This is a genomic window from Maribacter algarum (ex Zhang et al. 2020) (assembly GCF_005885635.1).
Lineage (GTDB): Bacteria > Bacteroidota > Bacteroidia > Flavobacteriales > Flavobacteriaceae > Maribacter_C > Maribacter_C algarum.
On record NZ_VATY01000003.1, the window covers coordinates 348,640 to 362,958 of the forward strand.

Annotated in this window: 17 protein-coding genes; 2 read left to right on the forward strand and 15 right to left on the reverse strand. The window is 38.3% G+C overall.

Annotation, left to right across the window (positions count from 1 at the left end; all coding sequences use genetic code 11):
• Window positions 1–22: 22 nt before the first annotated feature.
• The 11 genes from FEE95_RS15180 to FEE95_RS15230 form a co-directional block, all read right to left on the reverse strand.
• The gene (locus FEE95_RS15180) at window positions 23–1,702 is read right to left on the reverse strand and encodes an amidase family protein (RefSeq protein WP_138658849.1); all 1,680 of its coding nucleotides are present in this window, start codon (window positions 1,700–1,702) and stop codon (window positions 23–25) included.
• A 13-nt stretch (window positions 1,703–1,715) separates the two neighbouring features.
• Window positions 1,716–2,591, reverse strand: a complete 876-nt coding sequence (locus FEE95_RS15185; RefSeq protein ID WP_138658850.1) for a DUF2911 domain-containing protein — start codon at window positions 2,589–2,591, stop codon at window positions 1,716–1,718.
• 54 nt (window positions 2,592–2,645) lie between these two features.
• Window positions 2,646–3,602 carry a signal recognition particle-docking protein FtsY gene (gene ftsY, locus FEE95_RS15190; protein ID WP_138658851.1) on the reverse strand — a complete coding sequence of 319 codons (957 nt, stop codon included), beginning with the start codon at window positions 3,600–3,602 and terminating at the stop codon, window positions 2,646–2,648.
• 279 nt (window positions 3,603–3,881) lie between these two features.
• Complete coding sequence (locus FEE95_RS15195) at window positions 3,882–4,034, reverse strand: DUF4295 domain-containing protein (RefSeq protein ID WP_138658852.1); 153 nt, start codon at window positions 4,032–4,034, stop codon at window positions 3,882–3,884.
• A 39-nt stretch (window positions 4,035–4,073) separates the two neighbouring features.
• Window positions 4,074–4,256: a 50S ribosomal protein L33 gene (gene rpmG / locus FEE95_RS15200; RefSeq protein WP_099574372.1), complete on the reverse strand. Its 183-nt coding sequence runs from the start codon at window positions 4,254–4,256 to the stop codon at window positions 4,074–4,076.
• 20 nt (window positions 4,257–4,276) lie between these two features.
• Entirely contained in the window at window positions 4,277–4,513 is a 237-nt protein-coding gene (gene rpmB, locus FEE95_RS15205) for a 50S ribosomal protein L28 (protein ID WP_138658853.1), read from the reverse strand.
• Window positions 4,514–4,579: 66 nt separating this feature from the next.
• Complete coding sequence (locus FEE95_RS15210) at window positions 4,580–5,830, reverse strand: competence/damage-inducible protein A (RefSeq protein ID WP_138658854.1); 1,251 nt, start codon at window positions 5,828–5,830, stop codon at window positions 4,580–4,582.
• Window positions 5,831–5,847: 17 nt separating this feature from the next.
• The gene (locus FEE95_RS15215; RefSeq protein WP_138658855.1) at window positions 5,848–6,186 is read right to left on the reverse strand and encodes an Hpt domain-containing protein; all 339 of its coding nucleotides are present in this window, start codon (window positions 6,184–6,186) and stop codon (window positions 5,848–5,850) included.
• Window positions 6,186–6,797 carry a fumarylacetoacetate hydrolase family protein gene (locus FEE95_RS15220; protein ID WP_138658856.1) on the reverse strand — a complete coding sequence of 204 codons (612 nt, stop codon included), beginning with the start codon at window positions 6,795–6,797 and terminating at the stop codon, window positions 6,186–6,188. Before FEE95_RS15220 ends, FEE95_RS15215 begins: the two co-directional genes overlap by 1 nt.
• A gap of 1 nt (window position 6,798) precedes the next feature.
• Entirely contained in the window at window positions 6,799–7,713 is a 915-nt protein-coding gene (locus FEE95_RS15225) for a carboxypeptidase-like regulatory domain-containing protein (RefSeq protein WP_138658857.1), read from the reverse strand.
• Complete coding sequence (locus FEE95_RS15230) at window positions 7,714–8,490, reverse strand: 3'-5' exonuclease (RefSeq protein WP_138658858.1); 777 nt, start codon at window positions 8,488–8,490, stop codon at window positions 7,714–7,716.
• Window positions 8,491–8,578: 88 nt separating this feature from the next.
• Between FEE95_RS15230 and FEE95_RS15235 the strand changes: the two genes are divergently transcribed.
• The gene (locus FEE95_RS15235; protein WP_138658859.1) at window positions 8,579–9,424 is read left to right on the forward strand and encodes a tetratricopeptide repeat protein; all 846 of its coding nucleotides are present in this window, start codon (window positions 8,579–8,581) and stop codon (window positions 9,422–9,424) included.
• Here the strand turns inward: FEE95_RS15235 and FEE95_RS15240 are convergent.
• From FEE95_RS15240 to recR, 3 genes are all read right to left on the reverse strand, one after another.
• Window positions 9,402–10,121, reverse strand: coding sequence for a class I SAM-dependent methyltransferase (locus FEE95_RS15240; protein WP_138658860.1), 720 nt, complete (start codon window positions 10,119–10,121; stop codon window positions 9,402–9,404). The genes FEE95_RS15235 and FEE95_RS15240 overlap by 23 nt on opposite strands.
• 13 nt (window positions 10,122–10,134) lie before the next feature.
• Window positions 10,135–11,493, reverse strand: coding sequence for a dihydrolipoamide acetyltransferase family protein (locus FEE95_RS15245; RefSeq protein WP_138658861.1), 1,359 nt, complete (start codon window positions 11,491–11,493; stop codon window positions 10,135–10,137).
• Between the two features lie 94 nt (window positions 11,494–11,587).
• On the reverse strand, window positions 11,588–12,208 hold the full coding sequence (gene recR / locus FEE95_RS15250; protein ID WP_138658862.1) for a recombination mediator RecR: 621 nt from the start codon (window positions 12,206–12,208) through the stop codon (window positions 11,588–11,590).
• A 58-nt stretch (window positions 12,209–12,266) separates the two neighbouring features.
• Here recR and FEE95_RS15255 point away from each other — a divergent pair, with 58 nt between their 5' ends.
• Window positions 12,267–13,739, forward strand: coding sequence for a sodium:solute symporter (locus FEE95_RS15255; protein ID WP_138658863.1), 1,473 nt, complete (start codon window positions 12,267–12,269; stop codon window positions 13,737–13,739).
• 96 nt (window positions 13,740–13,835) lie between these two features.
• Here the strand turns inward: FEE95_RS15255 and FEE95_RS15260 are convergent, their stop codons facing one another.
• The gene (locus tag FEE95_RS15260; RefSeq protein WP_138658864.1) at window positions 13,836–14,195 is read right to left on the reverse strand and encodes a CoA-binding protein; all 360 of its coding nucleotides are present in this window, start codon (window positions 14,193–14,195) and stop codon (window positions 13,836–13,838) included.
• Window positions 14,196–14,319: the final 124 nt, after the last annotated feature.

Here is a 14,319-nt window from a genome sequence, read left to right on the forward strand (position 1 = left end):
ATTTAAGGAACAAAGATTAGGTCTAAAGTTTATACCCATCAGGAATCTTTCTAGCTTGAGTCGCTTTCTCAAAAGCGGCCCCTAACCTAAGCAAGTCAGCCTCTTTGAACCGCTTTCCAATAAAAGTCAAACCCACAGGTTCACCGGATTTCTTATATCCCATGGGAACAGTCAATGCGGGGTATTTGGCGACAGCGGCAAACCCGGCATGGTAATTATTGATAGATAACACAGCATCTAAATCATGTTTATCCATGGCCGAATCGAAGAAGTGTCTACCGTTCTTTTCCAATCTGGATTTGATTTTTGCCAATTCCTCGGCAGAAGTTGTATCTGCTAGTATTCCGTCAAATCGCACTTGGCCATACGGAATTCTCACTAAAGAATCCGCTCTATTAAAGGCAACCGCATCAGCAACCGATGTAATTTTTACGGAATTTTTATTCTTTACCTGGGTTTTTAAATACTCCGGAAGGTCATTCTTCATATCGATATTCAAAATACTTAAAAAACCATCCATTGCAACTTCAAGAGGTGTAAATTCAATGATTTCGGCACCCAATTTCTTCAGTTTTTCAATCGTGTTTTTATAGATAGAATCACTTTCTATCAACGACTTCATCGCTCCCAAACGCATATCTTTAAATGGGGTCGGATGCAAGCCTGCCGAAATAATTCCCGGAAAATGGTCATCGATGGATTCCGAATCCAAAGTATCCTTCCCCGTCATAGCAGATAAAAGGATTGCATTGTCAATAATATTGCGAGTCATAGGCCCTGGCGTATCCAATGTACTTGAAATAGGAACGATTCCCGTTCTACTCAGCAAACCGATGGTAGGTTTTAAACCGACAACGGAATTTTGGCTGCTCGGTGAAAGAATAGAACCCGAAGTTTCTGTCCCTACTGCCGCCACAGCGTAATTGGCCGCCATTGAAGTACCACTACCAGCACTAGAACCGCCCGTATCAAAAATACGTCGGCCATATGGATTTAAAGTTTGCCCCCCTACGGCACTTTGGCCATTTGGACAATTACATAAAAAATTGGCCCATTCACTCAAATTCACTTTCCCGAGAATCAAGGCTCCGTTCCCCTTTAATTGCTTTACAATAAAGGCATCTTCCACCTCATTATCCATCAAGGCAATGGCACCAGCTGTGGTTTTCATGCTTGACGTATTGATATTGTCTTTTAGCAAAATGGGCATGCCGTAAATTGGATGCCTTGAAGTTGACCCCAAACCGTCGGAAACTTTTTTATCCAAAGCCCTTGCTTGATCGACCACATCCTTATTAAGAGCAATGACCGTATTCAACGTTGTTGAGTTATCCAACTCGTATTTATAAATGCGATATAGGTAAAATAGAACTAAGTCCTCATATTTAAATTTTCCGTCCTCGATTTGCTTACGAATATCAAAAATATTTTGTTCAAGTATGGAAGATTTCAAAGCTTGATATTGCTCTTCAGAAAATTTGGAAACCTCATCGTATAAGGGAAGAAACACTTCATTCTTATCCAATATTTTGGATTGAATATGCTTGTAACGCATTCTTTCCTTCTCATGATTTAGGTTAGCAGCAACCTCGGTAGAATCATTGTAAGATTCCCATAGTATGATTTCTTCTTTTTCAACTTTGGGTTCTTCTTTGCATGAGAAAGCTATAAGGAGTATTGGAATTAAAATCAACTTTTTCATGGTTACAAGATATTTAGTCCTTTAATTTTCCCTTCCATAAATCAATGTTTTTTTGATTCATGAGAACAAATTCATCTTTGCCCAGTCCATCAGCGATTTCCAAGGATTTTTGAGCAGATTTGATTGCAGATTTATAGTCCTTTAAAGCCGCTTCAGCCAATGACTTTACTCTATGAAAATAGTAGGTGTCACCACCTAATTCCAACGCTTTGTTTAGATAGGTCAGTGCCTCGGGATATTTAATACCCTGCTCGACATAATATCTTGCTGCTTCATAATAGGTCTGTGCTGACGGGCCAGGTTGCAATGCTTTCTCAATCTGTTCTTCCATAATTCCCTTAGTATTAACCGTTATGGGAATTACAACCTGTGTATTCTCCCAGCTCCATATCATATCGGCCACGTTATGGGAAATATTATCGAAGGATATTAATAAATTCTCTTGAAAACCTGCCTTGGAATTTGGCTTTATCCTTACGCGAAAAGCATCTTCTTCGGCATTATAGTTATTTCGACCATCACCCCAATGTGTTGTATTTTTATGAAAAACAACTTCCCATTCGTTTTCTTCGGGAAAAGCATAAAGAGCATATGTACCAGCAATTAGGGTATTCCCTAAAATAGAAACATCTGTATCAACCGTAATCTTAGTTGACTCATTAGCCCCTACACGCCAGATTCTACCATAAGGTACTAAGCCCTTTTTACCATCAGGGAGATTACCAAAAACTTTGCGTCCTCGTACAGCCGGTCTTGAATAATCTACTTTAATAGTCGTAAAACCTACTTCTTGGGTTACTGTCGCAGCCGGGCTTGCTTTGGGATGATTTAGTTGTGCAGAACCATAGAGTCCGACAAAGAGAAAAAAAAGCAGTATGACCTTTTTCATTTGAATAATTTTAAAAAGGGACTTGAATTCATGTTCAAGTCTTGGTGGCAAGTACTATATACTGAAAAAGGAATCGACAAATTCATGTTTGTTGAAAACCTGTAGATCTTCGATACCTTCCCCCACTCCTATGTATTTAACAGGAATCTGAAATTGGTCTGAAATGCCAATAACAACCCCACCCTTTGCCGTTCCGTCCAACTTTGTTACCGCCAATGAAGTTACCTCAGTTGCTTTAGTGAACTGCTTCGCCTGTTCAAAAGCATTTTGCCCTGTAGAACCATCAAGTACAAGAAGTACATCATGTGGAGTGTCATCCACCACCTTTTGCATCACACGTTTAATTTTGGAAAGTTCATTCATCAAGTTCACTTTGTTATGAAGCCTTCCTGCCGTATCGATAATGACAACATCTGCATCTTGGTTGACTGCTGAACTTAACGTGTCAAAGGCAACAGAAGCAGGATCACTCCCCATCTTTTGCTTTACAATGGGAACGTCAACCCTATCTGCCCAAACTTGTAATTGATCAATTGCAGCAGCTCTAAACGTATCACCTGCACCTAAGACAACCTTTAAACCTTGTTGTTTGAATTGATGTGCCAATTTTCCAATGGTGGTGGTTTTACCTACTCCATTGACTCCGACAACCATAATCACATAGGGTTTCTTGTCTTTTGGGATGCTAAACTCCACACCTTCCCCAACATGTGTTTCGGAGAGTAGTCCTGCAATTTCCTCACGCAAAATCGTATTTAATTCATCAGTACCTACATACTTGTCCTTAGCGGCTCTGGCTTCTATACGCGTAATAATTTTCAATGTCGTATCTACACCAACGTCAGAGGAGACCAATACTTCCTCAAGATTATCCAAGACATCATCATCAACTTTTGATTTGCCCGCAACAGCCTTGGTCATTTTGGAGAAAAAACTAGTTTTTGTTTTTTCCAATCCTTTATCTAAGGTTTCCTTTTTCTTAGAGGAAAATATATTTTTAAATAAACTCATAGTGTTTTAATCCGCTTTTTTCAAAGATAGAGAACTTAGAGATATTTTAAAGGTTGAACTAATCTGAAACCATTATTCGAACTTGCGAACCCTGAAATGAATTTAAAATAAATAAACTCGGGGTAAGCCCACAAGTCATTGAAAGGAAAATCAACATTGATTTCAACGTAAGCGTCGGAGCATTTTAAACCTGCCCTTCTGGCAGGCTGGTCTCGATTATCGGATAAAAAAAAGCCTCTTTCTTTCGAAAGAGGCTTTCCAACTATTCTTGGTAGTTTGTTATTTCTTAGCAATCCACTCATTCACCTTTTCAGGTGCCATTACAGATTCAACGAAAGTATATGCTCCACTTTTTGGAGACTTAACCATTTTAATGGCCTTCGTTAATCTTTTTGAACTTGTCTGTAAACTTGCTACGGTCTTCTTTGCCATGACTAAATATATTTTTGGACATTCCCACTGAAGTGGAAATTATTTTATCTCTTTATGAACGGTCATTCTCTTTAAGATAGGATTGAACTTTTTAATTTCCATCCTTTCTGGAGTGTTCTTCTTATTCTTTGTGGTGATGTAACGTGAAGTACCTGGCTGACCAGATTCTTTATGCTCGGTACACTCTAAAATTACCTGAATTCTATTTCCTTTTTTTGCCATCGTAATCTAATTTTTCCGGATTATTTCAAAATCCCTTGTGCCTTCGCCTCTTTCAAAACAGCCGAAATACCCTTTTTATTGATTGTCTTTAATGCCTTGGCAGAAACTTTCAAAGTTACCCAACGATCCTCTTCAGGAATATAAAAACGCTTTTTAGATAGATTTACATTAAATCTTCTTCTCGTTTTATTGACAGAGAAGGAAACATTGTTTCCGAACATCGCTCTTTTCCCCGTAATTTCACAAACTTTTGACATCGCGCTGATTTTTTTTAAACAGGATGCAAATTTATATCTTTTTTACGGTTCGAACAAAATTCTAAATCAGAATTTTAAAATTTCTTTTTGAAGCAACTCAAAAGCCTTATTCACAGACTTTTGCACGATTCTTTCCCTATGATTACCCATCACAAATTTATGCGCAAAAACCCCTTTTGGAGTGGCTATGCCAAGATAGACGGTTCCGACATCTGCATCTGAGTCTCCTTTGGTAGGTCCAGCGTTGCCAGTTGTGGCTATGGCAAAGTCGGTTTGCATCAATTTTTGAACGTTTTCAGCCATCACCTTAGCAACTTCTTCGCTTACAACTGAATGTTCTTCAATCAAAGACCTTGGAACCTTGAGCACTTCTATTTTTGCTTCTGTGGCATAACTTACCACGCTGCCTTTGAAATATGACGAAGCGCCTGGTATAGCAGTAATATGCTCTGCGATTTTACCCCCTGTAAAGCTTTCAGCAGTTGCCAAGGTGAAGCCTTTTGAAGTAATCAATTTTGCAACCACCTCTTCAAGCGTTTCTTCATCTTCAAGTCCATAAATAATGTCACCAATCAACGGAGAAAGTTTTTGCATCTCCTCATCCACAGATTTGGCTAATACCTCTTTATCAGGTCCTTTTGCTGTTAACCGCAAGCGCACCTTTCCCAAATTAGGCAAATAAGCCAACTTTATAAAAGATGGCAGGTTGTTCTCCCAATCTTCTATTTTTTCCGCAATGGCGCTCTCCCCAAGTCCATAAGTGACTAAAGTTTTATGAAGAATATAGGGACGCTCAAACTCTTCCACTATTTTTGGAATGACGGCATTGGTAATCAAATTCTTCATTTCAAAAGGTACTCCCGGTAGGGATACAAAAACCGTATTATCTTCTCGCATCCACATTCCCGGCGCAGTACCATAGGCATTATGCAATGCAATGGACTTGGATGGTATTAGAGACTGGTCTCTATTGATTTCAGAGATTTTAGTTGTTGTAATGTACTTTTCGAAAAGCGCTTCGATATGAGCTAAAACCTTTTCATCCCTAACAAGGTTATCATCAAAGTATTCACAAAAAGTATGTTTGGTTATATCGTCTTTTGTGGGACCCAAACCGCCGGTAACAATAACCACTTGAGCTCGACTTTTGGCATCAGCAAGTGCACTCAAAATATGTTGGCGTTCATCTTGAACAGAAGTAACCTGATAGACAGATACCCCAATTTTATTAAGTTCCTTGGCTATGAAAGCAGAATTAGTATCGATAATTTGGCCAATGAGAATTTCATCGCCAATCGTAATGATTTCTGCTATCATTCTAAAGTTCTAGTAAATTATAGATTGAAGTCTTTTCGAAGCTCGGACACGACCTGTTCAATGTCTTTTTTCAAACTTGGAAAAATCGACTGAATCTCTGACATGTTTGCCGCACTTTTACCCAAGGTCTCTATTTCGAGCGCAGCGGCACGGGTTTGTTCCATTCCTAGTAAGTCAACATTAGGTTTTATTTTGTGCGCCAATTGATATACCTGCTCGTAATTGCTCGTATTCAATGCATGCTCTAATCCTTCCAAATCTTGAGGTACCTCCTCCAAAAAAACGGAGATTACAGAATTAATGAAATCATCATCCCCATCAGCCATTTCATTAATCTTGTCTAAACTGTATATCATTATTTGATTTTAACGGTAAATAATTTTTGACCTTCCAATACTCCCGAAAGATAGTCATTTACCTCTATTTTACCAACCCCTGCGGGGGTTCCCGTAAAAATAATATCGCCTTTTTTAAGCGTAAAAAATTTGGAAACATAAGAAATCAATTCGTCAATCTTCCACAACATTAGACTGGTATTGCCCTTCTGGACTTCCTCTTGGTTTTTATACAATGAAAAACTCAAATTATTTAAATCTTCAAAATTTGACACATTGAGCCATTTTCCTACAACAGCCGCGCCATCAAAGCCTTTTGCTTTCTCCCATGGGAGCCCTTTTCCTTTTAATTTGGACTGTAGATCGCGGGCTGTAAAGTCAATTCCTAATCCGATTTCGTCATAATATTTGTTCGCAAACATTTTATCAATATGCTTGCCAACTTTTTTGATTTTCACCAAAACCTCAACTTCATAGTGTATCTCATTTGAGAACTCGGGAATATAAAAGTCTTGCTCTTTTGGAAGAACTGCAGAATCTGGCTTTATAAAAACCACAGGTTCTTCGGGGCGTTCATTCGAAAGTTCCTCAATGTGGTCCGTATAATTTCGGCCTATACAGATTATTTTCATACTACTCCTTTTTCAACTTTAGACTTATGGCAGGAATAAAATTCTGAGAATTGTTTCTAGAGCGCACCCTAAAATCAGTCCACTCTCCCATACCATAAATCATCACCTTGTAATTCTGATTTTGGGTATAGATGCCCCGGAAAGTGGGAGCGAAACGATCCTCTACTACTTTCTTATTGGTCAAAGGATCAACTTCTTTTTGCATGTACCAATTGCTGGGTACAAAAAGCCATTCCAAACCCACGTAAATTCCCGCCTGTGGCACTTCTATGTTGAATGCAGCTAGGTCTATGGAAACGTAATCCCTTGTAACATTATGTTCTAAAACTATACTCTTTCGGAGTAAATCTCCATTTGGTTTTTTCGTTACCGCATCCACATCATAAATACGGATTCTAAACTTAGCGGATTCTCGCTTGAAGTTTTCATTTTTCTTCAGAAAGACGGTTACCTTATCCACATATTTCTTTTGAGCGCCAATATTGGGAAAGTACAGTCCCAATACCCATGGTGTAGCCGAAGAAGAAAAACCGCTGGTTAAGCTATAACTGCTTATCGGATTTAGAACGTCAGAATTACCGAAATTTTCTACAACAACTACTTCATCCAATTCAAACGATTCCTCAATCATATCAATCCTTTTCGACTTATACAATAGCTTGGCATCAACTATAGTATCATTATAACCCAAGGAAGATATATGCACTTGTCTCTCAAGAAAATGTGTGGGGATATCCAAATAAAAATGACCTTGCTCATCGGTCGACGAACCTTTCAAAGTATTTAAAAAACTTAGATTCACGTAAGGAATAGGTTCCTTCGTCTTATCGTCATAAACATATCCTTCAAAAAGCACTTCCTGTGCTTGCACATGAAAAGCTATGAGTAACAAAAGGGGGAACAGCATGTATCTCATCTAAGCTAACTTATTGTTCAACTTACTAAGCTTGATTTGAGTTAGTACTTTCTTTGTATACAAGGGGAAATCTGCATTTAATATCCAGCTAAAATAACCGGGTTCCTTCTCTAGAACATCATGCACTTTCTTTCCTTTGTGCTTTCCGAAGGAAAACATCTCTTCGTCATCTTCGTCCCAAACAATAAATCCTGCAAAGTCCACGGTGCGTTTGTGCGATGAGAATTCCGCTAATTTTTTGATATTGTTTTCTAATTCAGGATAACGGTCCAATTGTGAAAGAAGCACCTCATACGTAGCCATGGTATCAGCTTCCGCACTATGGGCATCGGTCAAATCTTTATCACAATAAAACTTATAAGCAGCGGAAAGTGTTCTTTTTTCCATCTTATGAAAAATGGTCTGCACATCAACGGCCACCGTATTCTTCATATCAAAATCCACATCTGCTCTGAGCATTTCCTCTGCCAATAATGGAATATCAAATCTGTCTGAATTAAATCCCCCTAAATCACTATCCTTTATCATAGTGTAAACTTCTTTCGATAATTCTTTAAAGGTAGGTTCATTGGCGACTTTAGCATCGGTTATACCGTGAATAGCCGCCGATTCAGCTGGAATGGGCATTTCAGGATTTACCAACCAGGTTTTACTTTCTTTATTACCGTTCGGAAAAATTTTCAAAATAGATATTTCTACAATACGATCTTTGGCAACATTTACCCCAGTGGTTTCTAAATCAAAAAAACATATGGGTCGGCTCAGCTTTAATTCCATCTTCATAAATTGTTTGGTACAAAGATAATTAGAAGGACGCTTGATTTTATTTTATGCGTATATTAATTCTTATAATTCTAAAATATTCATGAAAAACAAACTGACCATACTAATTCTCTTATTTTTTATCTCTTGTAAAAGCAACAAGATTTCAACATTGAAATACAGTACCAGTCCAGAAGCCTTGAGACACTATCAAAAGGGATGGGAACAGATTATGGATGAAGGTCGTTATGGTGAAGCCGAAGTTTCCTATAGAAAAAGTCTTGAATACGACCCAGACTTTTTAATAGGGAAAAGTGTCTTAGCGCGATTGACTTTAAATCTCGAAGAGCGATTGAAGTTATACGAAGAAATTCAAGAGAAAAGGAATACTGTAACTGGAGATGAACGTCTCATTCTCGAAGTATACAGTTCGTTGGTAAAGCACACCAATCTCAAAGATCAAGGTTCTTCCGAAACTAAAAGTTCCTTACAGAAAGCTTTAAGTATTGCTGAAAAAAATCTGGGTAGCGTAGTTCATAAATATCCTGCAGAAATATATCTCAAAGCAGAGTATATTGAAGTTCTGAATTCACTATATGGACCGAAACAAGCTTTGGACTCTCTTAACGCATTAACTACTATTTCGCAAAAGGACAATCCATTTCTACTAGGGTTTTCAGCCAGTATGCACGCAGAATTGGAAGAATACGATATAGCCATGAAGCAAGCGAATCGATTACTACAGGTTGTAAAGGACAGTACCTTGCCAAAGACTTTTGCAGTTTTGGCCGATGTCTATTTTCAAATGGGAAGTTTGGAGGTTGCAAAAAGCAATGTGGATAGGGCGGGCAAATTAGACCCCAAGAATTTAGATGCAAGTCAGTTGAAAAAGAAGATTGATGAGGCCATTAAAAAACAAAACGCGACTACTTTAAGCGATATGAAATAAAAAAAGTATCTGCTTCAATAGCATAGCTTTTTGAATTTGAAATAGCATTTATTTTTTCTACTGTAGTGTTATACACTTCTTGAAATCCATATAGACCCTCAAAGAACTGGTACTGCTCCTTTACTGACAATACCATATGCGCCAATTCCTGAGCGGTCATCTGAAATCGAATTCTCTCACAACCCTCGCTAAGTTTATCTATCATTCTTGTTTTCAAGCCTGCGAAATTTTCTTGATGATTATAGCCATTTGAATCTTCTTTCGCTTGAAACCCGAGTTTAGTCAAAATATCATTCAAAAGAACTTGAAAATCATACACTAGAACGCTTGAATTGTTTGCACCTACCCTAACAATTTCATCAAGCAATTTCTGCGATTTCGCATACCAAAGAGAACCCGCTAAAGTTATGATATCGAAGGAATTGGCATCAAAATAAATCTGACTTTTATTAAATAAACTGTAACTTACGTTTGGGTAGGTTATTCCATTTGAAATCATATCCGTACTAGGATCAATACCTACTACAGTACTACAAAAATCGGCAAGAGCAATTGTAGATTGACCAGTACCACATCCAATATCAAGTCCGGAAGTGAATGATTTACGATTCAAACAGCTTGTTAGAATATTACGGTGTAGTGGAGGCCTATACGATGCATAGTGAAAAGCCGTAATGTCATCATATTCCGAAGCCATAGACAACAAAAGGTTAAACCTCTCGGTTCACATCCCAAGCTTCGAGGTAATCAGCAACAGCTTTCGCAAACATACTACCCAAAGCACCGTTTACAACGCGATGGTCATAACTATGCGAGATATACATTTTACTACGTATGCCAATAAAATCGCCTTCGCTAGTTTCAATTACCGCAGGGATTTTTCGAATAGCACCCAACGCCAATATTCCTACTTGCGGTTGATTGATAATCGGAGTGCCGAAAACACTACCAAACGTTCCCACATTGGTCACAGTATACGTACCATCTTGTATTTCGTCAGGTTTTAATTTATTTTCTCTTGATCGAGACGCTAAGTCGTTGACCACTTTTGCCATGCCAACAAGGTTCAATTGGTCTGCATTTTTAATAACGGGTACGATAAGGTTACCATCAGGTAAAGCTGCTGCCATACCGATATTAATGTTCTTTTTCTTGATAACGGTATCACCTTCAACGGAGATATTCATCATGGGATATTTCTTCAATGCCTTTGCAATCGCTTCCATGAAGATTGGCGTAAAAGTCAACTTCTCTCCCTCACTTTTCTCGAAAGAATCTTTCATCTTATTGCGCCAATTTACCACATTGGTAACATCCACTTCGATAAAGCTTTGAACATGAGCGGAAGTAGAAACACTCTCTGTCATGTGCTTGGCAATCAATTTCCCCATTCTGGTCATTTCGATGACCTCATCACCGCCAGTGGTCTGCACTCTAGTTACTTGATGCGCAGCAGTAGGAGGTTTAGCGATTTCCTCGACTACTTTGATAGGTTCTTGTTTACTTTCGGGTTTTGCTGGTGTTACGGCAATATTAGCAACTGGTGTGACAACCGCCTCTTTTCCATTGGCAACGAAGGCCAAAATATCATTTTTGGTCACCCTACCTTCTTTACCCGTACCTTGAATCGTATCAAGCTTTTCGACTGAAATACCTTCTTGTTTTGCAATATTCTTTACCAGAGGAGAATAAAAACGCTCGGTTGAACTATAGTCTTGAATCGGTGCGGTAGCCGTTTCCTTTGCGACCTGTACCGTTTCCTCAACAGCTGCCAAAGTTCCAGCCGGCACTTCTTCAGCTACTGTTATACTTGGTGCAACCGCATCACCTTCTGTTTCAATAATAGCCACAGTTTGGCCTACTTTAATCACATCATCGATGTCAAATAACTTTTCAATCAAAACTCCTTCTACCTCACTTGGCACTTCTGAATCCACCTTATCGGTGGCAATCTCAAAAATAGGCTCATCCATTTCGATGGTATCTCCTATTTCTTTCAACCAGGTGGTCAGTGTTGCCTCGGCAACACTTTCTCCCATTCGTGGCAATTTTAGTTCAAATTTTGACATATTGATATTTAGACTGCTGTATTGTGCTTATTTTTTGCAAAAATATTAAAATAATCGCCTAATCTTTAAACTTATTTCATTTTTTAACAACTCTTTAATTTGCTTTTAAAGAGCCTTCAAATGGAATTCTGTTTACGATACTTCTCCCCAAGGTGATCTCATCTGCATATTCTAACTCGTCTCCCACCGCAATTCCCCTCGCAATTGTCGAAGTACTAATCTCGAGTCCGTCTAATTGCTTGTAAATATAGAAATTGGTGGTATCGCCCTCCATTGTAGAACTTAACGCAAAAATGAGCTCCTTTATTTTTCCTTCCTTGGCTTTATTCACTAAAGATTGAATCGTCAAATCTTGCGGGCCAACACCTTCCATTGGAGAAATTTTTCCACCTAAAACATGGTATAATCCTTTGAATTGTCCAGTATTCTCAATGGCCATGACATCTCTAATATCCTCAACTACACAAACTAAACTTTCATCACGCTTTGGATTGGCACAAATCTCACATAATTCAACGTCAGATATGTTATGGCAACTCGTACAGAATTTCACTGTACTTCGTAGCGTTTCCAATGCACCGGATAATCGCTGGGTTTGTTCAGTGGGTTGCTTTAACAAATGCAAAACCAAACGAAGTGCCGTGCGCTTACCGATTCCCGGTAATTGTGACATTTCATAAACCGCGTTTTCAAGTAGTTTCGATGAAAAATCCATAAGTACAAAGTTACACACTATTTTTACTTTTCGTAATTTGCTTTTAAATGAATTCTGTATGACGCCTACCCATATTCTGCTGCTGATTGGCGGTTACTTTCTTGTACTTCTTTTAATCTCTTATTTTACAGGAAAAAACGATTCCAATATCGATTTTTTTAAAGCTGGAAAATCTTCTCCTTGGTATTTGGTAGCGTTCGGAATGGTGGGAGCATCACTATCAGGGGTCACCTTTATCTCCGTACCAGGATGGGTCGAAGCTTCGGAGTTTAGCTATATGCAGGTAGTCCTCGGATACTTTTTAGGGTATTTAGTCACCGCTTACGTTTTACTTCCCATCTACTACAAGCAAAATGTAACTTCAATTTATGAGTACTTAGATGAACGTTTTGGATGGATGAGTTACAAAGTGGGCGCGGTATCCTTTTTTATATCACGTGTTCTAGGGGCCGCATTTCGACTCTTCTTGGTGGCCATAGTCTTGCAACAATTCGTTTTTGATGCGTGGGGTGTTCCTTTCGAATTGACCGTTGTCCTATCAATTCTATTAATCTGGGTTTATACTTTTCGAGGAGGAATCAAAACAATTGTCTGGACAGATACGCTGCAAACCCTATTCATGCTTATTTCAGTGGGATTGTCCATTTACTTTATCCTTGGAAAACTAGATTGGACTTTTTCCGATTTTCTAGCTTCAGAGGAATTCCAACAATACAATCGGGTCATTTTCGCAGATAATTTCTTCGAAAAACAACATCTTTTAAAATCGTTCTTTGGCGGAATGTTCGTTACCATTTGTATGACAGGACTTGACCAAGACATGATGCAGAAGAACCTCACTTGCAAATCTTTGAAAGATGCTCAAAAAAACATGGTCAGCTTTAGTGTGGTATTGGTCATTGTAACTTTTGTGTTTATGCTGTTAGGAGCTCTTCTCTATATATATGCTGACCGCTACGATATTGCTATGCCACTTATGGATGGTGAACCAAAATCGGATTTACTATTCCCAGAAATCGCCTTGAATAGTGGTCTAGGTATGACGGTGGCCATAACATTTATGTTGGGACTAATTGCCGCTGCTTATAGCAGTGCTGATAGCGCTCTGACCTCATTGACCACCTCTTTCTGTGTAGACTTTTTAGGTATTGAAAAGAAGCCCGAAGCGAATAGAAAAAGACTGCGAAAAACTACCCATGTCGGTATGAGTGTCATGCTAATCATTGTTGTAATTATCTTCAAATACGTACTTAATAGCAATGTAATTGATGGTTTGCTTACGGTTGCTTCTTACACCTATGGACCCCTTTTGGGCTTATTTACTTTCGGCATTTTCACCAAACATCAACTCAAAGACAAATATGTTTGGATAGTTGCCCTTCTTTCCGTTAGTATAGTTCTTTGGTTAGGAAAAATTCCCGCTGAGAATATAGGAGGCTACGTTTTCGGCTATGAACTTTTACCTTTAAACGGACTTTTAACCTTTTTCGGATTGTGGTTAATCCGTCAAAAAAAGCCCCATATAGCATAGGCTACACCATCGACAAAAGGTCTAAAACGACCGATAAAAGTTTTTTTAATATGTTAAAGTTGTATAAGAAAATTCGCAAGTAGAGCTCTTTTTAAATCAGTATTGGTTTGTAGATAACAAGACCAAAGTACAAGCCACTTCAACCTCTATCTTATTGTCTTCGAGTATTTTATACAATTCGGGATTTTCAGTTCCCGGATTGAATATCACTCGTTTCGGCTTGATTTTAAGAAAATCCCCGTAATATTCAGGCTGACGTGCCGCTCCGATATATAACGTTATAGTGTGTATGTTTTGAAAATCGTTTAAGTTTGTCTTAATTTGTGCTCCCCTTATTTTGCCAGCTTTTAAACCAAAAGCTTCAGTTTCTATGTTATGGTCCAGAAGCCTATTCAAGGCCAGATTACTATAACGATTCGATTTTAGGGATGCACCGAAAACAAGTGTTTTTTTCATTTGTTGCTAAGTAGTGTTAAAGTTTTAAAAAGACTGTAATTAATTTAAACTTCAAACGTCTTTAGAATGAAGACTTATAATGATTTATTATAAAATTTTAGTTGTTGATGATACTATATGTTTA